Source organism: Ancylobacter defluvii, assembly GCF_018390605.1.
Lineage (GTDB): Bacteria > Pseudomonadota > Alphaproteobacteria > Rhizobiales > Xanthobacteraceae > Ancylobacter > Ancylobacter defluvii.
Genome location: NZ_JAHBGD010000024.1, coordinates 613,985 through 637,666, shown reverse-complemented (window position 1 = coordinate 637,666; position 23,682 = coordinate 613,985). Strand labels below are relative to the sequence as shown.

At 64.8% G+C, this 23,682-nt stretch carries 12 protein-coding genes; 11 read left to right on the top strand and 1 reads right to left on the bottom strand.

What is annotated here, in order from left to right; translation table 11 throughout:
* Positions 1-104: 104 nt before the first annotated feature.
* Positions 105-1,205, top strand: coding sequence for an efflux RND transporter periplasmic adaptor subunit (locus KHC24_RS19190; protein WP_213364900.1), 1,101 nt, complete (start codon positions 105-107; stop codon positions 1,203-1,205).
* A 9-nt stretch (positions 1,206-1,214) separates the two neighbouring features.
* Positions 1,215-4,295, top strand: a complete 3,081-nt coding sequence (locus tag KHC24_RS19185) for an efflux RND transporter permease subunit (protein WP_213364899.1) — start codon at positions 1,215-1,217, stop codon at positions 4,293-4,295.
* A 179-nt stretch (positions 4,296-4,474) separates the two neighbouring features.
* Here KHC24_RS19185 and KHC24_RS19180 read toward each other — a convergent pair whose 3' ends face one another.
* A complete protein-coding gene (locus KHC24_RS19180; RefSeq protein WP_213364898.1) occupies positions 4,475-5,110 on the bottom strand; it encodes a MarC family protein in 636 nt (211 codons plus the stop codon).
* A 781-nt stretch (positions 5,111-5,891) separates the two neighbouring features.
* On the opposite strand from KHC24_RS19180, the gene KHC24_RS19175 reads away from it, so the two are divergent.
* From KHC24_RS19175 to KHC24_RS19135, 9 genes are all read left to right on the top strand, one after another.
* Positions 5,892-13,301: an autotransporter outer membrane beta-barrel domain-containing protein gene (locus KHC24_RS19175; RefSeq protein ID WP_213364897.1), complete on the top strand. Its 7,410-nt coding sequence runs from the start codon at positions 5,892-5,894 to the stop codon at positions 13,299-13,301.
* Between the two features lie 116 nt (positions 13,302-13,417).
* Positions 13,418-13,975, top strand: a complete 558-nt coding sequence (locus KHC24_RS19170; RefSeq protein ID WP_213364896.1) for an invasion associated locus B family protein — start codon at positions 13,418-13,420, stop codon at positions 13,973-13,975.
* A 291-nt stretch (positions 13,976-14,266) separates the two neighbouring features.
* Positions 14,267-14,968, top strand: a complete 702-nt coding sequence (locus KHC24_RS19165) for a GntR family transcriptional regulator (RefSeq protein ID WP_213364895.1) — start codon at positions 14,267-14,269, stop codon at positions 14,966-14,968.
* A gap of 623 nt (positions 14,969-15,591) precedes the next feature.
* On the top strand, positions 15,592-17,025 hold the full coding sequence (locus KHC24_RS19160) for a basic amino acid/polyamine antiporter (protein ID WP_213364894.1): 1,434 nt from the start codon (positions 15,592-15,594) through the stop codon (positions 17,023-17,025).
* Positions 17,026-17,050: 25 nt separating this feature from the next.
* Positions 17,051-18,286 carry an arginine deiminase gene (locus tag KHC24_RS19155; RefSeq protein ID WP_213364893.1) on the top strand — a complete coding sequence of 412 codons (1,236 nt, stop codon included), beginning with the start codon at positions 17,051-17,053 and terminating at the stop codon, positions 18,284-18,286.
* Positions 18,287-18,877: 591 nt separating this feature from the next.
* Positions 18,878-19,792, top strand: coding sequence for a polyphosphate kinase 2 (gene ppk2 / locus KHC24_RS19150; protein WP_213364892.1), 915 nt, complete (start codon positions 18,878-18,880; stop codon positions 19,790-19,792).
* 132 nt (positions 19,793-19,924) lie between these two features.
* Positions 19,925-20,566: an HdeA/HdeB family chaperone gene (locus tag KHC24_RS25165; protein WP_246547156.1), complete on the top strand. Its 642-nt coding sequence runs from the start codon at positions 19,925-19,927 to the stop codon at positions 20,564-20,566.
* Positions 20,567-20,940: 374 nt separating this feature from the next.
* A complete protein-coding gene (locus KHC24_RS19140; protein WP_213364891.1) occupies positions 20,941-22,371 on the top strand; it encodes a basic amino acid/polyamine antiporter in 1,431 nt (476 codons plus the stop codon).
* 193 nt (positions 22,372-22,564) lie between these two features.
* A complete protein-coding gene (locus KHC24_RS19135) occupies positions 22,565-23,653 on the top strand; it encodes an ABC transporter ATP-binding protein (protein ID WP_213364890.1) in 1,089 nt (362 codons plus the stop codon).
* The last annotated feature ends 29 nt before the right edge of the window (positions 23,654-23,682 follow it).

Below are 23,682 nucleotides of genomic sequence, written 5' to 3'. Positions count from 1 at the left end.
CTGGCCTTTATGACAAAGTTTTAAGTTGGAACTTTTTACGAGTTCTGCACTGTCGCATCCTGGGGCGCTTTTTGTGCAGCGCGGCGATAGGCGAGGAAATTTGCATGCGACGCGTGACGGGCCTGCTTCTATGTCTGGCCGTGCTGGCGGGGGCCGGAATGCTCGCCCATCGGCAGGGCTGGATCGCGGGTGGCCTGTCCGCCGTGAAGGGCGAGGCGCGCGCCGCGCCGGAAGCGCGTCAAGCTCCTCGCATTCCGGTCGAGGTGGCGGTCGCCCGCCAGGAGCAGGTTACCTCCGATATCCGCTCCATCGGTACGCTGCAGTCCGACGAATCGGTCAAGGTCGCCTCCGAGGTCGCCGGGCGGATCGAGCGGCTGGCCTTCAAGGAAGGCGAGCAGGTACAGACCGGCGCTGTGCTCGTCCAGCTCGATGCCGCACTGGTCAAGGCCTCTCTGGAAGAGAGCGAAGCGCGTCTCGAACTCGCCAAGGCCAATTATGATCGCGCCCAGCGCCTGCAGCAGTCGGGCTCTGGCACCGCCCGCGCGCTCGACGAAGCGAAGGCCGAGCTCAACACCGCTTCCGCGCTGATCGATTCCCAGCGCGTACAGATCTCCAAGCACACGATCAGCGCTCCGTTCGACGGCGTCGTCGGCCTGCGTTCGGTGTCGGTCGGCGCTTACATCCCGATTGGTACCGCCTTGGTGAACCTCGAAAAGATTGACGTGCTCAAGGTCGACTTCAAGGTGCCGGAGATATTTCTGCGCCAGATCGGTCCCGGCCAGAATGTCGAGATCGCCGTCGACGCGATGCCGGACCGCAGCTTCACCGGCACGATCTACGCCATTGATCCAATGGTCGATGTCAACGGTCGCTCGATCAGCGTGCGCGCCAACCTTCCCAATCCGGATCTGGTGCTGCGGCCCGGTCTCTTCGTGCGGGTGGTGGTGAAGGGGCTCGACAGCCGTCCGACGGTGTTCGTGCCCGAGAGCGCGATCGTACCACGCGGACAGGAGCGTTTCGTCTGGCTGGTGGCCGACGGCAAGGCCAAGGAAACCAAGGTCGAGCTCGGCCGGCGCCGCGCCGGCGAGGTGGAGATCCTCAAGGGCGTGGCCGTCGATGCCAGCGTCGTGGTCGCCGGGCAGGGCCGGTTGCGCAATGGCGCCACGGTCGAGGTCGTGCCGACCCCGCCGGCCACGCAGAGCTGAGGCGGCGCAATGGGTATATCGGAGCTGTGCATCCGCCGCCCGGTCTTCGCCACGGTGCTGAGCCTCCTGATGGTGCTGGTCGGCATCGTCTCCTACAGCCGCCTGACCGTGCGCGAATATCCCAATATCGACGAGCCGGTGGTGTCGGTGGTCACCCGCTATCCCGGCGCCTCGGCGAGCATCGTCGAGAGCCAGGTCACGCAGGTGCTGGAAGGTTCCATCGCTGGTATCGAGGGTATCGACGTCCTCGAATCCACCAGCCGCTCGGAATCGAGCCGCATCACCGTGCGCTTCCGCCTCGAAGTGAACCCGGACGTGGCGGCCAGCGATGTGCGGGACCGGGTGAGCCGCGTGCGCCAGCGCCTGCCGGACGAGATCGACGAACCGGTGATCTCCAAGGTTGAGGCCGACGCCCAGCCGGTGGTGTTCATCGTGTTCAGCTCCAGCCGCATGAACGCGCTGGAACTGTCGGACTATATCGATCGCTACGTCGTTGACCGCTTCAAGAATCTGACCGGCGTCGCCGATGTGCAGATCTATGGCGAGCGGCGCTACGCCATGCGCATCTGGATCGACCGCGAGCGCCTCGCCGCCTATGAGCTGACGGTGCAGGACGTCGAGGATGCCCTGCGCGCCCAGAACGTCGAGATTCCGTCCGGACGCATCGAAAGCGCGGATCGCGAGTTCAACGTGCTCTCGCGCACCGCGCTCGCCACCGTCGACCAGTTCGACGACATCATCGTCAAGCGGGCCAATGGTGCCCAGGTGCGGCTTGCCGACGTCGCGCGTGTCGAGCTTGGCGCGGCGGACGAGCGCCGTTCCAGCCGTTTCAATGGCGGCCAGGCGATCATCGTCGGCATCATCAAGCAGGCGGTGGCGAACCCGCTCGACGTGTCGTCCGGCGTGCGCGCGGTGCTTCCGGAGATCAACGACACGCTGCCGGAAGGCATGAGCGCGACCATCGGCCAGGACAATTCGGTGTTCATCGACCGCTCGATCCGTGCGGTGTTCCACACCATCCTTGAGGCGGTCATCCTGGTGGTGCTGGTGATCGTGATCTTCCTGCGCTCGTTCCGGGCGTCGTTGATCCCGGTGATCACCATCCCGATCTCGCTGATCACCACCTTCGCGCTGATGTATGCGCTGGGGTTCAGCGTCAACACGCTGACCTTGCTCGCCATGGTGCTGGCCATCGGGCTGGTGGTTGATGACGCCATCGTGGTGCTGGAGAACATCTTCCGCCACATCGAGCACGGCATGAAGCCCATCCCCGCCGCCATCCGAGGCGCCCGGGAGATCGGCTTCGCGGTCATCGCCATGACGCTGACGCTGGCCGCCGTCTATGCACCGGTCGCGTTCGCCGCCGGCCGCACCGGACGACTGTTCACCGAGTTCGCGCTGACCCTCGCCGGCGCGGTGCTGGTCTCCGGCTTCGTGGCGCTGACGCTCACGCCGATGATGTGCTCGCGTCTGCTCAAGCACGAGGCCAATCCCGGCCGGATTTCCGCCTTCGTCGAACGCGGGCTGCGCGGGCTGGAGGAAGGCTATCGGCGCATGCTCGGCGGCGTGCTGAGGATGCGGGCACTGGTACTGCTGCTGGCGCTCGTCGTCGCCGGCGCCAGCGCCTATTTCTTCGTCGTGCTGCCCTCCGAGCTGTCGCCGGTCGAGGACCGTGGCACGGTGCGCGTGACAGGCAGCGGGCCGGAAGGCTCGACGCTGTCCTACACCTCCCGCTACACCGGCCAGATCGACACCATACTCGGCAAGATTCCCGAGCTGGATTCGGTGCTGATCATCAACGGCATGCCGGAGGTGAACCGCTTCCTGGTCATGGGCCGGCTGAAGGATTGGGACGATCGCGAGCGCCGCCAGCAGGACATCGTCGCCGCCACCTCGCCGCAGCTCCGGCGCATCGCCGGCGTCAACGCCTATGCCAACAACCCGGCTTCGCTCGGTGCCTCCAATAATTCCCGGCCGATCGAGTTCGTGCTGCAGACCTCCGGCACCTATGAGGAACTGGACGAGTATGTGAACCAGTTCCTGGCCCGCGTCGCCGATTATCCCGGCCTCGTCAGTGTCGACAGCGATCTCAAGCTCAACAAGCCGGAGATCTCGGTCACCATCGACCGTGCCAAGGCGGCGGATCTCGGCATCGATGTCGCTGTGCTCGGTCGGACGCTGGAGAGCCTGCTCGGCGGACGGCAGGTGACGCGTTTCGAGGTCAGCGGCGAGCAATACGATGTCTATGTCCAGCTCGACGCCAGCGACCGCGCCTCGCCGACCACGCTCGACACCATCTATCTGAGCTCGGCCAACGGGCAGATGGTGCAGCTCGCCAACCTCGTCTCGGTCCGCGAGACGGTGGCGCCGCAGGAGCTCAAGCGCTTCAACCAGCTGCGCTCGGCCACCGTCTCCGCCAATCTGGCACCGGGCTTCTCGCAGGGCGAGGCGCTGGCGTTCCTCGATCAGGCGGCGCGCGAGGTGCTGCCCGATACGGTGCGCACGGACGTCGCCGGCCAGAGCCGTGAATTCCGCGCCGCCGGCCAAAGCCTCGCCGTCGTCTTCGTGCTGGCGCTTGGCTTCATCTATCTGGTGCTGGCGGCGCAGTTCGAGAGCTTCCGCGACCCGGTGATCATCATGCTCACCGTGCCGCTGTCGATGACCGGGGCGCTCGCCGCGCTCTACTATGCCGGTGGCACCTTGAACGTCTATTCGCAGATCGGCCTGGTGACGCTGGTCGGCCTGATCACCAAGCACGGCATCCTGATCGTCGAATTCGCCAACCAGCAGCAGGAGGCCGGGCTCGACCGCCGCTCGGCGGTGATCGAGGCGGCGGTGCTGCGCCTGCGGCCGATCCTGATGACCACCGGCGCCATGGTGCTCGGTGCGGTGCCGTTGGCGCTGGCCACCGGTGCCGGCGCCGAAAGCCGGCAGCAGATCGGCTGGGTGATCGTCGGCGGCATGACGCTCGGCACGCTGCTCACTTTGTTCGTGGTGCCGACGGTTTATTCGCTGATCGGGCGCATCCACACCCATCCGGCGGTCGAGGTGACCCCGACCCCGGTGCACGCGCCGGCGCCCGCCGAATAGTCGCACGCCGAGCCGTCTTCAGGGGCGGTATTACGTGCGTGCGAGGTTGCCGAGCCTTCCGTGTCGCGCCCGGCGAGGGGCCGAAGAAACGGCGCCTGGATAACGCCGTTTCCCGTTGCGTACTCGGCGACCGCTATGCCGGGCATCTTACCCCCAGCCGGCGCGATTGCAGAGGCGTCTCAGCCACGCCAACCGGGAAACACGCCGCCGAGCGCGCCGGTGATCATTTCCATGGCGATGGCGGCAAGGATGATGCCCATCAGCCGCTTGGAGATCGACAGCGCCGTGGGCGAGAGCTTGCCACCGATCACCGGCGCCAGTGCCATCGCGGCGGCAAAAAAGACCAGATATCCGATGAGACCGGCATAGTAGCCCGCAACGCCGGCGGCTCCATTCGCCTCCTGCGCGAACACGATCAACGTCGCCATGGTGCCTGGACCGAGGGCGATGGGCAGGCCGAGCGGGTAGACGCCGACATTGGCCACGGTCTCGAAATGCTGCTGCTCGGCCTCGGTACCCTGATGCGAGGAATGATCGTCGCCGCTCAGCATGGAGAGCGCGATCATCAGCACGATCAGGCCGCCGGCGAGTCGAAAATGCGGTACGTCGATGCCGAACATGGAAAGCACCGCCTGTCCGGCGAGGGCGCAGACCAGCGCCCCCGCCGTCACCGTGACGATCATGGCGATGAGAGCGCTGCGGCGCTGTGCCGGCGTAAGATCGGCGGTCAGGGCGAGGAACACGGGAATGGTGCTGAGCGGGTTCATGATCGCGAACAAGGCAGCGAACAGCTTCGCCGTCAGTGTGACGTCCATATTCTCGTCCTATCAAATTGATCGATCTGGTTATTTTCAGTCGCCGAGTGCACCGCGATGATCCCTTAGCACAAGGCGCGGCACCATGTGAGTTCGCGCTCCCCGTCTCTGGAACGGCAAGGGCCATCGATAGCCAGGCCAAGAAAATCCGGCTCTGCATCAGGCTCCGCCGGCGCCGAAGACCGCCTCGCCAACCGCTGATCCCACGCAATGATGCGCCGCAACATCATTGATTGTTAGTGGGTGGTTTGAGCGTTGACCGCCATTCCCTACAGGGAGTTGATGGCAAGTGTCTCGGGCCATAATCCCCTCTAAAAGTCCCGTGAAAATCATCTTTAAATCGGCACCCCTGATTGTGCGGTCGGATTGTTGCAATGCGCCATGGCGCGACATTGCCTGGCGGGCTCGTTATTGTGGGCAATTTGCCGGGCGGTCGATGCTAAAGGCCTTTTACGCAACGGGGCGTGTCACAAACGCCACGCAACATAACCAATCCAATGCCTGACAAGCGAATGAACATCTGCCGGCTTGTTGCATCAAGAGTTCGCTGATACCCGATTCATGGACTGATTTTGGTTATGGCCATTCGCGGATAGATGAGGCCAGATAGTACAAAATCAGCTGTGATTCGTCGCATCCGGGGGAATCCGTCCGGAAAAGCGGCGTGGGGTTGGGGAACAATATGACGTTCGAGACGCGTCGCGCAGGCTTTGCGCGCAGGTCGCCGGCCATCATCGGTCAATCAGAGGCGCGGCGCGGTGGGCTCCTTGGCTCCACGGCGATGGCGACCACGCTGGTCGCCATGATCTCCGCGGCGGCGCTTGTGGGCGCTACGCCGGCGCAAGCCGCCTGCAACTTCGCCACCGGCGCCACCAATGCCGGCATCTTCGGCTTGGGAGGCCGCAACTGCCTCTCGCCTCCGGCCAATGTGGGGGCGGGTGTTGCGGTTTCGGGACGCGGCGTCGGCTCGATCGGCGGCGTCGATAACCAGGGCAGCATCAGCAACACCTTCGGATCGGGCGCGGTGAACGCGGTCGATATCCTGGCCCCTGGTGCCGGCAATTACTCCGGCACTGGAAACGTCGCCTCGACGGCTGGAACCGGCATCAACATCGTTGCCGCCTCGTCGAGCGTGACGACCACCGGTGGCGTCGTCATCGGCGGCGGTGGCGATGCGCTCAACGTTACCGCCGGAACGGTGAGCATCTCCGGCATCAACACCACATATCAGGGGTCGGATGACGGCATCGACGTCACCTCGGCTTCCTCCGGCATCAATCTGATCGGGGGCGTGGTTACCGGAACTTCCGGCGATGGCATCGTGGTGAGCGGCGGCACGACATCCGTCACCACCACCGGCACGACCGTGCTCGGCGGCGACAACGGCATCAATGTCACAACCCTCGGCGGCCCGGCGACGGTGCTGGTGAATGGCGGCGTGGTGACCGGACAGGGCGGCGACGGCATCAGCGCCACCTCGATCGGCCTGCTCGGCCTGGGTGGAACAACCTCCGTGACCACGACCTCCGGCGCCGGCGTCGTCGGCAATGTCAACGGAATCAGCGCCTTGTCCGCCGGCCTCGATCTCGATACGTCCACCACGGTGGCCGCCAATGGCGCATCGGTGACGGGGACGACGGGGATCGGCCTTCTTGCGGTGTCGGCCTCCGGGTCGCTGAGCGGCAATGAGGGCGATGCCACCACGCAGGTGACGGGCAGCGCCACTATCACCGGCGACCAACTCGGTGTGGTGGCGATCGCCGGCAGCGTCGGCGGTGACATTACCGGCCTCGATCCGAGCGATCCGCTCACCTGGCCGGTCGGCCAGGGCAAGGCGACTGTCGATGTAGCGACCAGTGGCGACGTCACCGGTACCAACGGCTCGGGCATCATTGCCCTGGCTATCGGCAATGGCGGCAACGATGTCGATGTCGATACGCGCGGCGGCCGCGTGGTCGGTGGCGATGGCTTCGGCGTGCTCGCCGGCTCGCTCGCCACCGGCGGAACGCCGGGGACGGTCGACGTGCAGACCAACGACGTCGCCGGCACCGCCGGCGGCGTGCTCGGCTTCAACACCAATGGCAATGCCACCGTGACGGTGAATGGCCTGGTGGAAGTGGCGCCGGGCGGTTTGATCGGCGTCGGCGCCATCTCCAATGGCGGCGATGCGACGGTCAATTTCAACGGCACCATCGATCCGCCGCTCATCGGCGCCGGCTCGCTCGCCATCGGCAACAGCACCGCTTCGACCACTGCAGCCGGCACGATCGATGCCGATCTGATCGGCGTCATCGCCCTCAATGTGGGTGACGGCCACGCCGTGGTGGACAACGGTGCCGATGTGTTCTCCAGCACCGGCGCCACGCCGCTGCTCGGGGTCGGCGCGGTGAAGATCGGCGATGACAATCCCGCCGGTCCGCAGGACGTGGTGGTCGACAACCGTGGCGACGTGTCCGATTTCGCCGTCGGCGTGCTCGGCCTCGCCGTCGGCGACGGCAATGACGTTCTGGTCGAGAACACCGGCACCATCGATGGTGGCTTGGTCGGTGTGGCCGGTGTCGCGCTTGGTGCCGGCGGTGCCGGCGGCAAATCGGTGGTCGTCGACAATGGCGGCATCATCAAGAACAATGGCGGCCTCGGCGTGCTCGGCCTTGCCGTCGGCGACAATTACGAGGTCGATGTCGAGAACACCGCGTCGGTGCAGGCGCAGTTCCTCGGTGTCGGTGGCGTTCTGGTCGGTGACAATGGCGGAGCCGACGCCGTTACCGTGTCGAATACCGGCGCGATTGCCACCTCGGGCCTCGGCGTCATCGGTGCCGCGATCGGCGACAACAACGTCGTCGATGTGAACAATGCCGGCCCGATCAACGCCGGCATTGTCGGGGTCGGCGGCTTGCTCGTCGGCGACAACGGCGCGGTGGATGTCGGCAACCAGGGCGTCGTCGCCACCGCCGGGCTCGGCGTCATCGGCGTCGCCATCGGAGCCGGCAACACGGTTTCCGTCGTCAATACCGGCCCGGTCGATGCTGACATTCTCGGTGTGGGCGGCCTGCTCGTCGGCGACAATGGTGGAGCCGGCGCGGTCAGCGTGACCAATCTCGGCCCTGTCCTCACCGACGGCCTCGGTGTCGTCGGCGCGGCTATCGGCGCCGGCAATGGCGTCACGATTTCCTCCACCGGTCCTGTCGATGCCGGCATTGTCGGCATTGCCGGTATCGTCGTCGGTGACAACGGAACGGTCGATATCGGCACCACCAGCAGTGGCTCGGTGATGTCCGATGCGGTGGGCGTGGTCGGTGCCGCCATTGGTGCCAATGGCAGCGTCGACATCGAAACCTATGGCTCCGTCGATGCCGATTTCCTCGGCGTGGGCGGCCTGATCATCGGCAATGACAGCGATCTCACCATCCTGACCCGCGCCGACGTGACGTCCTCGGATGGTCTCGGCGTCGCGGGGCTCGGCATCGGCAACAACAACCTGCTGGACGTCACCACCCGCGACCGCGTCGAGGGCGATCTCCTGGGTGTGGGGGCGCTGAATCTCGGCGACGACAGCACCGTCACCATCCTCACCGAGGACGAGGTGCATGCGGCGGGCGGTCTCGGCGTGCTCGGCGGGGCGATCGGCACCAACGCCAACAACCATGTCTCGATCACCACCGAGCAGGAGGTCACCGGCCGCTATCTCGGCGTCGGCGGCCTGCTCGGCACCGACGATGGCTCCCTCAAGATCCTCACCGAAAGCGACGTCGCTTCGGCAGATGGACTTGGCGTCGCCGCGCTGTCGTTCGGCGACGGCAATGTGGTGGATGTCGACACGTTAGGCGATGTCGAGGGCGAGTATCTCGGCGTCGGCGCGCTGGCGATCGGCAACGGCAACACGGTGACGGTCGATACGCTCGGCGAGGTGGTCGCGACAGGCGGCCTCGGCGTGCTGGGCGGGGCCATCGGCAACCAGAACCAGGTGCAGATCCTCACGTCCGATACGGTGGAAGGGGAATATCTCGGTGTCGGCGGCCTGCTGATCGGCAGCCAGAACACGCTCGGCCTGACGGCGGTCGACGATGTCACCTCCGCCGGCGGCCTGGGTGTCGCGGTACTGGGCGTCGGCAACGCGAACGCCATCGATGTGCGGACCCAGGGCGACGTGTCCGGCCGCTATCTCGGCGTCGGCGCGCTGAATCTCGGCGACGACAGCACCGTGGTGGTCACCACCGAGCAGGCGGTCACGTCGGCCGACGGTCTCGGCGTCCTCGGCGGTGCGGTGGGGGCGTCCGGCAACTCCGCCACCATTCTCACCGAGGCGGCGGTCTCCGGTCGCTATCTCGGCGTCGGCGGCATCGTGGCGGGCACGGGCAGCACCCTCGATGTGACGACGCAAGGTCCGGTCACTGCGACCGAAGGGCTCGGCATCATCGGCATCGGCCTTGGCGACAACACGTCGGTAAACGTTCTCGCCGGGGATGCGGTGGACGGCCGCTATCTCGGCGTCGGCGGCCTTATCGCGGGAACGGGTGGCTCGCTCTCCGTCGAGACGGCGGGCCCGGTCGTCTCGAGCGACGGGCTTGGCGTGGCCGGCATCGGTCTCGGCAGCAATGTCATCGAAGTCGTCACCGGCGGTACGGTGGACGGCCGCTATCTCGGCGTCGGAGCCCTCACGCTCGGCAGCGACAATGTGGTGTCGGTCACCACCGACGGCGCCGTCACCTCCACCGATGGGCTGGGTGTCATTGGCGGGGCCATCGGGGCCTCCGGCAACGAGGTCACGGTGCTGACGCGCGGCACGGTGCAGGGCCGCTATCTCGGCGTCGGTGGCATCGCGGTTGGCGACGACAGTTCGCTGTTCATCAACACCCAGGCGGCGGTCGCTTCGAGTGATGGGCTCGGCGTGCTCGGGCTGGGCATCGGTGAAAATGGCGTGCTCGGCGTGACCACCGGGGCGTCGGTGACCGGCAATCTGCTGGGCGTCGGTGCCTTGCAGATCGGCGATAATGCCGATGTCGACCTCGTCACTAATGGCACCGTTGTCGCCACCTCCGGTGTCGGCGTGGTCGGTGGTGCCATAGGCAGCGGCGGCACGGTGGATGTCACCACGTTTGGCGAGGTCACGGCGCCGATCGCCGGCGTGGTCGGCTTCAATCTCGGCGGCGATGCCAACGTCACCACCAACGCCAAGGTCTCGGTGCCGGGCGGCGGCTATGTCGGCGTGTTCGCACTCGCGGCGGGTAGCGGCAACGCCACCACGACCATCAATGCCGAGATCGATCCGCCGGTGGTGGGCGGCGGCGCCTTCACGATCGGTTCCGGCGACGCCACGGTCAATGTGAACGCCAATGTGCAGGCGACGGCCGCCGGCATCCTCGGCGGCAATATCGGCACCGGAAACGTCAACATCAACGTCAATGGCGCCGGCTCCATCCAGTCCGACGGCGTCGGCGTGCTCGCCCTCAAGGGCGGCGATGGCGATACCACCATCAGTGTGAACGGCGCCATTGGCGGGCTGTCGGGGCCGGCGACCGGCAATGACGGCATCTTCGTGCTGAATGGTGGCGGGGCGGGCGTCGTCACGGTGTCCACCAACAGCTTCGGCACCATCAACGCCGGTGACGATGGCATCTCGGTGAACAAGTTCGCCAGTGATGGCAACGGCACCGAGGCGGTTGTCGTCAGCGCCGGCGGCGACATCATCGCCGCCGAGGACGGTATCGACATCGACCATGAGGTCGGCAACGGCGATGTTGCCGTGGTGAATTTCGGCACCATCAACGCCGGCGCGACGGGTATCAATGTCGCCAAGACCTCGGGCGCCGGAGAGATCGGCGTCCTCGTTCTGGGCAACATCACTGCCGGCGATGGCGTGGCAGCCTATGGCGAGGCACAGGACGGCGATGCCGCGGTCATCACCGGTTCGGGGACGGTCATATCCGCTACCAATGCCGGCATTGCGGCGACCAAACTCTCGGGCGGATCGGGCGATGCGGTGGTGATCACCGGCGACACGTCCCGCATCGTCTCCGGCGGTACCGGCATCTCGGCGTTCAACAATATCGGCGGCGGCGGTAACGACGCATCGGTGACGGCCGGTTTCGGCAGTTCCGTCAGCGCCGGCACCGACGCCATCGTCGCCGGCAGCTGGGATGATGTCGGTGTCACGACGGGCCAGAACAGCTTCATCCGCGGCGACTCCGATGCGACCGGCACCGGCAGCGCCATCCGCGTCATCAATGCCGATGTCGCGACGGTGACTATCGGCCAGAACTCCATCGTCTCCGGCTCCGGCCAGACCTGGCCCAATGCGGTGATCTCGGTCACCAGCGACGATGCCACGGTGATCAATATCGGCAACGCCGCGCTGGTGACGGCCTGGGCCTTCGATGGCAGCGTCCCGGCGAATAATGATCTCGTCACCGCCGCCAGCCGCATCGCCATCGACACCGATGGCGGCGCGACCACCATCAACAATTCGGGCGCCCTCGTCGGCCGCATCGGCCTCACCGACAATGCCGACAGCGTCAACAATCTCAGCTCGAACAGCTGGGTGGTAGTCGGCAACAGCGGCTTCGGCGCCGGCGCCGACACGCTGACCAATCCCGGCCGCATCGTCACCGCGCTGCAGGGCAATGTCGCCGAGCAGACCAGCTTCCTCTCGCTGGAAAGCTTCGTGAACGGCGACCCGGCGAATGCCGGCGCCGGCCTGCTGACGATGGTCGACGAGGCACCGGGCACGCTCGCCTTCAATGCCACGCGCGACGTCACCTATACCAGCGGCACCTTCACCGGGGTGGGCAATAGCGGGCTGGGCGTCGACGCCTATCTCGGCGGCCCGGGCTCGACCTCGGACAGACTGGTGATCGGCGGGCTCGATGTGAACGGCAACCCGATCGCGGGGGCCGCCACGCTCGGCACGACGAAGATCTTCGTGAACGATCTCAATGCCGGGCCGGGAAGCTTCAACCCGGACGGCATCCTGGTGGTCACCGCTCAGAACGGCACGACCAACGCCTCGAATTTCGTGATCGATCCGGGCTCCGCCAACTACGTGAACAAGTTTGGCGGTGTCATCGACAAGGGCCTGTTCATCTACGACCTCGCGGTGGCGCCGGTCGCGGGCGGCGGCACCGGGCAATATCTGGTCGGCGTGCCGGATCAGGAGGCCTATGAACTGCCGTCCTTCATCACCGGCGCGCAGACGATCTGGCACGAGACCGCCGGTCTCTGGCTCGATCGCCAGGCCGACCTGCGCTCCTATCTGCTGAATCCGGTGCCGGCTGGTCCGGCCGCCGCCATCGTGACCAAGGAGCACGGGCTGGTCACCAAGGCGCCACCCGTCGCGGCGCAGAGCGTCACGCCCGGTGTATGGGCGAAGGCGGTCGGCAGCTGGATGTCGCGTGACAACACCTCCAGCTACAACGCTCTCGGCAACAATTACAGCTTCGACACTTCCTACAGCCAGGATACCTACGGTTTCATCGTCGGTGCCGATTTCGGCAAGACCACCGACAGCACGGCGTGGATCTTCGGCGTCATGGGCGGCTACGTCACCTCCTCGCTCGACTTCGACAATTCGCCGACCTCCGGCGACTATTCGGGTGGAACGGTGGGCGTGTACGGCACCTATATCAATGGCGGCTTCTTCTTCGACGCGCTGCTCAAGGCCGACTTCCTCGACCTCGACTACAGCGCGCCGACGCTGGGCGGCTTCGGCTATTCCAACGAGAGCAGCGACGTCACCTCGGTCGGCTTCGTGCTCGACAGTGGCTATCGCATGGCCTGGACGGAGAAGCTCTATTTCGAGCCCGTCGCCACGCTGGCCTATGTCAACACCAGCATCGACAATCTGAACGGCCTGTCCGACACCAGCGTGCAGTTCAATGACGGGGACAGCTTGCGCGGGGCTCTCGGCGCCCGCATTGGCGGCCGGCTGCATGAGACCGACACCTACTGGATGGAGGCCTCGGCCGTTGGTCGCCTGTGGTACGAGTTCGATGGCGACAACACCGTCACCATCGTCAATCCGGGCACGCCGTTCAACGTGGCGGACGATTTCGACGGTGCCTTCGGGGAAGTGGGGGGCAATCTCAACTGGTTCTCCAAGGACAGCGGATGGAGCGGTTTCGTAAACGCCAACATCAAGTTCAACGGAGACTTCACCTCGGGAACGGCGCTTACCGGCGTGCGCTACAAGTGGTAATCTGACCATAGGATCGCAGAGCGACAGGTCGATCCTGCCGGATCGGCCTGTTTCGTTGCGACCGTGCGCAACGGTAGTTGCCGTGCTGGAAGCGTGTGCCCGAGAGGAGCACTTACATGACCCGCCAATCTTCTCCACGTCGTCTCGGATTTCTCGGCATGGTGTTGTCGCTGGCCGGGATGGCCATTGCCGCCCCGGCCTCCGCCCAGGCGCCTGCGGCGCAGCCGAGCCCCGCCGCCCCGCCCCGGACCGAAACCGTCGTCTATGAGAACTGGACGGTGACCTGCCGCGATAATCTCTCCAAGGGCGCGAAGAAAATCTGCTCGGCCAATCTACGGATCACCAGCAACCAGAACCGTCAGAACATCTTGATCTGGGAGATCGGCAATGACGGGGCAGGCAAGCCCATCTTCGCCCTGCGTACCCCGCTCGGGGTGATGATCAAGGACGGGGTGCAACTTACCATTGATGCGGGCAAGACGCGCAAGGTGGACTATATATTGTGCGACGCCAATGGTTGCGAGGCGGCGGGACTCTTCGACGCCGCTCTCTCCCGCGAACTTGCCGGCGGCACCGAGGCGTTCGTCGGCTTCATGATGACGAACGGTCAACCGGTACGGTTGAAGGTTCCTCTCAACGGTATTGGCCAGGCGCTGGCAGCTCTGCGTAGCTAGGCCTGTTGGAAGGTGCTTGTCTGTTATCGTGCTTCAGGGAAGTGACCGGCAATACCGGTTCGTATCCCATATGGTATTGTCACTAGCCTTATTTGCGACCAAATAATTTTCCAAGACCCAAACATTGCTCGCCCGGTCCTGGTTTTCAGCTGATCGGGCGATTGGTTTATGCCGTTAGCGGTTGCTGCTTGAGCCTGCTCGACTGGTTCATATGTCTCCGTTTTAATCAAGGTTAACATGATTATTGCGCCACGGCTCGTTGATAGCCTTTTCGTGCACACCGATACCGCCATGCCTATTTATCGACAACTCGAAGATCAGGTCGCTGCGATGATCGCGGCGGGGACCCTGCCGGTCGGCTTCACCATGCCGGCGGAACGCCAGCTTTCGGCGGATCTGGGCGTCAGCCGCACCACGATTCAGCGTGCCTACGACGCCCTGCGCAAGCGGAAGTTACTGGCGGCGCATGGGCGGCTCGGCCATGTTGTTCAGGATGCGGATCCGGTGCTGGGGCCGGCCCTGAACCGGCTGAGAAGTTTTACCGAGGAGATGGAAGAACTAGGTCGCAAGCCGTCGAGCCGTGTTGTCGAGCGCTTGGTCGTAGCCAATCGATCCATCGCCTCGATCTTCGGACGTCCCTCGACGACGATGTTCCTCAATCTCATCCGCATCCGCTATGGCGACGATGTGCCGCTCGCCCGCGAGGTCGCCTGGTACGATCTCGAATGCTGCCCGAGTCTCGCCGAGGCGGATGTGTCAGGCTCGATCTACAGTTATCTCGCCGACAATGGCGTGCCGCTCGGCCATTGCGAGAAGTCGATCGAGGCCACCTCGCCCAGCGCCGAGGAATGCGCGGTCTTCGGTTTCGCCGAACCCCGGCCATGCCTTCTCATTAAATGCCGCTCCTTCGACAGGCAGCAGCGCATGGTGGAGTATGTCGAGAGCCTGTTCCGCGGCGACGGCTATGCCTATCGGCTTGAGTTGAAGGCCTGAGGCAGCCGGCCACCGGGCGCTTCGGCTGTTCGGACGCTGCCGGGCATTCGCAACTCGGCCAGGCAGGGCGTGTGGAATGTCGAGACATTCCCGGAGAGAAATGCCGAGAGTCCCATGCGGCGGCAGTAGGGCTCGTTCGACGGATGGATGACCTCGGCGGGCCTCCTCACAAATCTCATGCATGAGGGCAGTGCAGCAGGCTGAGTACCTGGGTGCACCGCCGAAGCGCGCGACGCGACGGCTCGGCAAAGAATGGGTTCCGTTGCCTCCGGTTTGCCGCTCAAGGACGCACCTTGCGAGCCGCGGTCCGGCGGGGTGGGCGCTGGCGGCTGGCGGTAAATCATACCTCTGGGAGCTACAGCGGGCGACTTCCGCAAGCGGCGCGCGCGCTGGAGACATGAAAATGCTGCGGCGCAAAATCACCCGCCATTTTCGGTCGCTGTTACTTCTGTGTACATAAATCTATCTCGCATATGCAGCATAATTGTTGTCGCCTCGAGGCTTAACAAGCGTTAGCGTTTGGGATTACATGCCGTCAATTGGATAGGGTCAATTTATTGAGATGACAAAAGATTACTGTTTCCTGCCCCAACCAATATCATCCCCACGTCGTGAGGCGCATCATGGCTGACAAGCCGGTCGGCAAACTCTCCCTGTTCTCGCTCACCGCCATGGTGGTCGGCTCGATGGTCGGGGCCGGCATCTTCAACCTGCCCGGGCGCTTCGCCACCGCGACGGGGCCTTTCGGCGCCATCATCGCCTGGGCGATCGCCGGCACCGGCATGTATATGCTGGCGCGCGTGTTCCAGGCGTTGGCCGAGCGGCGGCCGGACATCGATTCCGGCGTCTTCGCCTATGCCAAGGCCGGCTTCGGCGACTATATGGGCTTCCTTTCTGCCTTCGGGTACTGGCTCGGCAGCTGCCTCGGCAACGTGTTCTATTGGGTGCTGATCGGCTCGACGCTCGGCTTTTTCTTCCCAGCTGCCTTCGGGGATGGAAGCACGGCCATCGCCATCATCGTGTCGCTGATCGGCATCTGGTCGTTCCATTTCATGATCCTGCGCGGCGTCGAGCAAGCGACCTTCATCAACACGGTCGTCACCATCGCCAAGATCGTGCCGCTGATCGTAGCGATCCTCGCCTTCATCTTCTTCTTCAACTACTCGCAGTTTTCCGAAAATTTCTTCGGCGGCGTGGGCATGCCGGAAAAGACCTTGCTGGCGCAGGTGCGCGACACCATGCTCATCACCGTCTTCGTGTTCCTCGGCATCGAGGGCGCCAGCGTCTATTCCCGCTTCGCCAAGAAGCGCTCGGATGTCGGTTCCGCCACCATCCTGGGCTTCGTCGCCGTCACTGGGCTTATGGTCGCGATCACGCTGCTGCCCTTCGCCACGGCGCCGCGCGCGGCGATCGCCGGGGTGCAGAATCCCTCGCTTGCCGGCGCACTCGAACTGGTGGTCGGGCACTGGGGCGCGGTGTTCATCTCCATCGGTGTGCTGGTCTCGGTGCTCGGTGCCTATCTTGCCTGGTCGCTGATCTGCGCCGAAGTGCTGTTCGCGGCGGCAAAGTCCAACGACATGCCGAAGATGTTCGCGGCGCAGAACGGCAATCGCGTGCCGGCCAATGCGTTGTGGCTGACCAACATCGTCGTCTCGCTGTTCGTGATCTCGACCTACTGGTCGCGCGACGCCTTCAACTTCATGCTCGACATGACCAGCGTCACCGCGCTTCTGCCTTATCTACTGGTTGCCGGCTATGGCGTGCTGCTGGCCCGCAGCGGCGTCGGCTACGAGAAGACGCCGGACAAGCGCGGCCGCGACCAGATCTTCGGCTGGATCGCCGTCATCTATACCCTGTTCATGTTCGTCGCCGCAGGCCTGAAATACGTGCTGCTGGTCGCCGTGCTCTTCGTGCCGGGCACCGTGCTCTATTTCTGGGCGCGGCGCGAGCAGAAGGCGCGCCTGTTCACCCCCGTTGAACTCATCGTCTTCGCCGTGACCGTCATCGCCGGCCTGATCGGGGCCTATGGCCTCGCGACCGGCATCATCACCCCCTGACAAGAACAAGCATTGGGAGCCCAATATGGAAACCCCCTTCGGCGTGCATTCCGAGGTCGGCCAGCTGCGCAAGGTCATGGTCTGCGCGCCGGGCCGTGCGCATCAGCGCCTGACCCCCAGCAATTGCGACCAGCTCTTGTTTGACGACGTGCTGTGGGTCGACGTCGCCAAGCGCGACCATTTCGACTTCATGACCAAGATGCGCGATCGCGGCATCGAGGTGGTGGAGATGCACAACCTCCTCACCGAAACGGTCGCGATCCCCGAGGCGAGGAAATGGATCCTCGACCATCAGGTGGTGCCGAACCAGATTGGCGTCGGCTTCGTCGAGGAAGTGCGCTCCTATCTTGATGGCCTGCCAAACCGCCAGCTCGCCGAGACGCTGATCGGTGGCCTCTCCACCTATGAGTTCCCCGAGACCATCGGCGGCGAGACGCTGGCGCTGATCCGCGACGCCGCCGGCGTCAACGAGTATCTGCTGCCGCCATTGCCCAACACGCTCTACACCCGCGACACCACCTGCTGGATCTATGGCGGCGTGACGCAGAACCCGCTCTATTGGCCGGCGCGGCACGAGGAGACCATCCTCACCTCCTCCATCTACAAGTTCCATCCGGATTTCGCCGGCAAGGTGAATGTGTGGTGGGGCGACCCGACGCAAGATTGGGGTCTCGCGACGCTCGAAGGCGGCGACGTGATGCCGATCGGCAAGGGCAACGTGCTCATCGGCATGAGCGAGCGCACCTCGCGCCAGGCGATCAGCCAGGTGGCACAGGCACTGTTCGCCAAGGGCGCGGCGGAGCGTGTCATCATCGCCGCCATGCCGAAGCTGCGCGCGGCGATGCATCTCGACACCGTCTTCACCTTCGCCGACCGCGATTGCGTGCTGCTCTATCCCGACATCGTCGACAAGATCGAGTGCTTCTCCTATCGCCCGGACGGCAAGGGCGGCCTCGAGCTTTCGAAGGACAAGGGCCTTGTCGAGACGGTGCGCGAGGCGCTCGGCCTGAAGGAGATCCGCGTCGTCGAGACCGGCGGCAACGACTACATGCGCGAGCGGACCCAGTGGGATTCAGGTGCCAACCTCGTCTGCGCCTCGCCCGGCGTGGTGTTCGCCTATGACCGCAACACCTATGCCAACACGCTGCTGCGCAAGGCCGGCATCGAGGTCATCACCATCGACGGCTCCGAACTCGGGCGTGGGCGCGGTGGCGGCCATTGCATGACCTGTCCGATCATCCGCGACGCGGTGGATTTCTGACGAAACGTCAGTTGGATGAGGGACGGTGCGGCCAGTCGCACCGTCCCTTTTCTTTGCCCGCAATAACGGCGTGACGTATCGGCGGGCGGCAGCCTCCGTTCACGGGGGAAGGGGCGGACAGGCTCTTGGCGCTCCTTCACGGCCTCGCAGCTTCCGGGTCGAAAACGGTCGGGGGAGGGCGGCGGCGGGGCATTTCCCGTCGATCTGCAAGTACCCGACGCGCATAAGCTTCCGGACCCATGGAAGATTCGCCGGCCGGGATCGTCGCGGTCGAAAACGCTGCGGCGCCGCTGCTGGACAATGGCGGCATCAGGCCATTCGGCGCTCGGCGCCTCGCGGGTCATACTGCATGACCCCAGGCTCGGCTCGAGGCCGCTCCGCTCTGTTGTAAAGCCTACACATGACAATGACAGTGTGCGGCGGATCATTGTCCCGAGGTGCGCGCCTCGTGGCACGTCTCGTGGAAGCCGCCTCATGACGTCACTGATTTCGGCGAATGCGCTCGTCACCGGCTCGGCCGCGGACGGCTGGACAGCCCGATAGGGTGCACTCTCCGCCCGCGTCATCGCCAAGACAGACCAGGAAAGCCCAATGACCGACGATCCCAAAACCCAACTTGATCGCATCCGCGAGGAGATTGCCGACAGCTTCGACGAGGAGCTGGAAACGCAGCTCGACGAGGACCGGCTCGACGAACTCGTCGCGGAAGGCATGGGCGAGGGCGGGGCGCCGACGATCGAGCGCAAGCTCTATTTCCGCGAGCTGTTCCGGCTCCAGCACGAGCTCATCCGCCTGCAGGACTGGGTGCAGCACAAGAAGCTCAAGGTGGCGGTGCTGTTCGAGGGACGCGATTCCGCCGGCAAGGGCGGTGCGATCAAGCGCGTCACCCAACGCCTGAATCCACGTGTCTGCCGCGTGGTGGCCCTGCCGGCGCCGACCGAGCGCGAACGCAGCCAGTGGTACTTCCAGCGCTATATCCCGCATTTGCCCGCCGGCGGCGAAATCGTGCTGTTCGACCGCAGCTGGTACAACCGCGCCGGTGTCGAGCGGGTCATGGGGTTCTGCACGCCGGACGAGTTGGAGGAGTTCTTCCGCTCGGTTCCGGATTTCGAGCGGATGCTGGTGCGCTCCGGCATCATCCTGATCAAGTACTGGTTCTCCATCACCGATGAAGAGCAGGAATTTCGCTTCCAGATGCGCATTCAGGATCCGCTGAAGCAGTGGAAGCTGTCGCCGATGGACCTGCAGAGCCGGGTGCATTGGGAGGACTACACGCACGCCAAGGAAGAGATGCTCGCGCGCACCCACACGTCCGACGCGCCCTGGTGGGTGGTGCAGGCGGTGGACAAGAAGAAGGCGCGACTCAACTGCATCGCCCATCTGCTCGACCAGATCCCCTATGAGACGGTGCCGCGGCCGGAGATCGTGCTGCCCGAGCGCGTGCGTCATGCAGATTATGAGCGCCACCCGGTGCCGCCGGAGATGTATGTGCCGGAGGCTTACTGAACACGGCTGAAGTTGGATGGCGCGCTGCCGCGTGCCATCCATCGCCATGTTTCGTGGGCTGGAAGATATCCGTCCCTATTATTTTCTCGTCGCGAGGATTTAAGCGCACGAGGTCGTTTCCAGCGATAAAGCATGCGCGATCCGTCGCGTGCATCGGCTTTGATTTTGCCGGTCTCCATCGCGCCTTTCTGGCCTTCTTCCTCTGTCCGGGCGTTTTCGGCCGGCGCCATTCCGGTCCCACCGTCGCCTCTGCGCGCCGCGCTGCCTCTGAATGCCGGACAAAAGCCGCCCGCCGTCGGAGCGATCCCGCATGCACCAGCGTGCGGGTGTGGTATTCATCAACCGGAGCGGCAACGGGCCAGGCGTCAGGTTGCGGTAACGACATTCGCGTCAACGGTCGGGCAACCGTCAGGACCCGCGCGGGGGGCGTTCGGCCGCGGCACGTTGCGAGCCCATAACAAGCATCGCCGCAGGAGGATCTCGCCCATGAAATATGCAGTCGCCGTTGTTGCGTTTGTCCTTAGCGCTAGCCCGGTGATGGCGGACAAATGGGATTTGTCCACCATGACATGCAAGCAGTTCATCGATAGCGACAAGTCGACTATCGGAATCATACTTTCGTGGCTCGATGCCTATTACAAGGATGAGGACGCTCCGCCGGTCATCGATACGGACAAGTTTGTCCAGAACGCGGAAAAGCTGGGTGCATATTGCGCGATCAATCCGCAGATCGGGCTGATAACCGCAACGGATTCCCTGTTCGGCAGCGAATGACGCTCTCGTGCCATCAATCGCGCGCCACCATTCTCGTCTGTCCTCTTCCGGATGGCCCGCCGCCGCTCTGCAAAGGTCGTGCAAGTCGTGAAGGCGGTCCAGCGGCCGTGCCCGAGCCGACAGTGTGGCGCCGTGCGCGGCGATTCGCCCATCGCGGATGCCAGCGTCGCCACTGAAGTGGTGGGCGGCAGTCGAAACCCACGCGCCAGGCGGCATGACGTTGAAGCTTGCCTGGAGCGCAGCTCCCCAGCAGGTGCCGGCTGACATGTGAAGGTCGGCGACGCGATGGCTTTCTGACGAAACGGCGGTTAGGCATGGGTGAGGGGCGGCTTGCCGCCTCCACCCCTGTTCCTCGCCCGCAAGTGGTGCCCAGCATGAACCAGCCGACGGAACAGAAGTTTGCGCTGCCGACCCTCACTGCCATGGTGGTGGGCTCGATGGTCGGCGCGGGCATCTTCTCGCTGCCGCAGACCTTCGGGCGTGTCACCGGCGGGCTCGGCGCGCTCATCGCCTGGGCCATTGCCGGCGGCGGCATGCTGATGCTGGCCTTCGTCTTCCAGACCCTGGCGCGCCGCAAGCCGGAGCTCGATGCCGGCGTCTTCGCCTATGCCAAGGCGGGCTTCGGCAATTATCCCGGCTTCCTCTCGGCATTGGGCTATTGGACGGTCTGCTGCCTCGGCAACGTCTCCTACTGGGTGCTGATCAAATCGACGCTCGGTGCCCTTTTCCCCGTCTTCGGCGATGGCAACACCGTGGCGGCGGTGGCCGTCTCCTCGATCGGCGTGTGGATCGTCCATTTCCTTATCCTGCGCGGGGTTCGGCAGGCCGCCTTCATCAACACCGTCGTCACCGTGGCGAAGATCATTCCGATCCTGATCTTCCTCGTCTTCGTCGGCTTCGGCTTCAAGGCGGACATCTTCGCCCTGAACTTCCACGGCGGGCCGGGGCTGGAGGCCGAGGGGCTGTTCGCGCAGGTGCGCGGCACCATGCTGGTGACGGTGTTCGTCTTCGTCGGCATTGAAGGTGCCAGCGTCTATTCGCGCTATGCCCGCAAGCGTTCCGATGTCGGCCTCGCCACCTTGCTGGGCTTCCTCGGCGTGCTCTGTCTCCTGGTGCTGGTGACGATGCTGTCCTATGGCGTGCTGCTGCGCCCGGAACTTGCCGAGCTGCGCAACCCTTCGATGGCCGGCGTGCTGCGGGCCGTGGTCGGGCCGTGGGGGGCGGTGTTCATCAGCGTCGGGCTCATCGTCTCGGTGCTGGGGGCGTATCTTTCCTGGTCGCTGCTGGCGGCGGAGGTGCTGTTCTCGGCGGCGAAGATGGAGAGCATGCCGGCCTTCCTGGCGGCGGAGAACCGCAACAAGGTGCCGTTCGCCGCGCTCTGGCTGACCAATATCCTCATCCAGCTCTTCCTGGTCCTCACCTTGTTCGCCGAGCAGGCCTTCCTGCTGGCGCTCAAGCTCACCTCCTCGATGATCCTCCTGCCGTATCTCCTCACCGCGGCTTACGCGCTCAAGCTGGCCTGGAGCGGCGAGGGCTACGAGCCACAGGCACGGGGGCCGCGCGGCGACATCGTGCGGGCCGCGCTGGCGACGGTCTACGCGCTGGGATTGATCTATGCCGGCGGACTGAAGTTCCTGCTGTTGTCGCTGGTCATCTACGCGCCGGGAACGGTGCTCTTCCTGGTCACCCAGAAGGAGCGGGGCCAACGAATCTTCACGCCGGCGGAGCTGGTGCTGTTCGGCATCGTTGCCGCGGGCGCGGTGCTGGCGCTCTATGGCCTGGCGACGGGGCGCATCAGCGTGTGACCGCGAGCCGATCGCAATGGCTCGGTCGGCGGGCCGGCTCCTGCGCCGCCCCCGCGCATCCGCGGCGGGCAGGCTGTTGTGCACCGGCGATCCACCCTGCCGCATGAGAGGGGACTGGTCCACTGCCCCACGACTCCGCTAGGGTGTCCCACTTCGCTCGATATCTTCCCGGGCCTTGGCAGTGCATGATCCCATGACCGACGCTTTCGTCACCTTCGAGAAAGTCCGCAAGACCTATGACGGGCGCTCGCTCGTCGTGTCCGATCTCGATCTCGAAATCGCCAAGGGCGAGTTTCTGACGATGCTCGGCCCTTCGGGGTCCGGAAAGACCACCTGCCTGATGATGCTTGCCGGCTTCGAGCGTCCGACCGCGGGGCGGATCACGCTGGCCGGCCGGCCGATCGATGGCGTGCCGCCGCATAAGCGCGACATCGGCGTGGTGTTTCAGAACTACGCCCTGTTTCCGCATATGACCGTGCTGGAGAATATCGGCTTTCCGCTCAGCGTTCGGAAGCTGTCGGCGGCTGAGACGGAGCGGCGTGCCCGCACGGCGCTCGGCATGGTGCATTTGCAGCATCTGGCGGATCGCAAGCCCGGCCAGCTCTCCGGCGGCCAGCAGCAGCGCGTGGCGCTGGCGCGTGCCCTGGTGTTCGAGCCGGTGCTGATCCTGATGGACGAGCCGCTCGGCGCCCTCGACAAGCAGCTGCGCGAGGCGATGCAGTACGAGATCAAGCATCTTCACGAGCGGCTCGGCGTGACCATCGTCTATGTCACTCACGATCAGGGCGAGGCGCTGACCATGTCCAATCGGGTGGCGGTGTTCAATGAGGGCCGCATCCAGCAGCTTTCCACGCCGAAGGAGCTCTACGAGCACCCGCAAAACGCCTTCGTGGCCGGCTTCATCGGCGAAAACAACGCCGTGCACGGCACGCTGCGGAACGTGGCGGGCAATACCGGAGAGGTGGAAATCCCGGGCGGCCTGCTGCGCTGCGACCTTCTCGGCGACCGCACCATCGGCGTGCGCAAGCTCGTCTCGATACGCCCCGAGCGCGTGCGTATCCTCGCCGAGGGCGCGGCCTTTGCGAATGTGATGCCCGCGCGGGTCGAGGAGGTGATCTATCATGGCGATCATCTCAGGCTGCGGCTGTCGACCATGAACAGCACCGAGTTCATCGCCAAGGTGCCCAATGCCGAGAGCAGCCGGAACTTCATCGCCGGCCAGGATCTGCGGATCGGCTGCAGTATCTCCGATTGCCTCGCCCTCGACGCGCCCGCGCGCTGAGGGTCGGGGCCGATTTCACGTGCCGACAA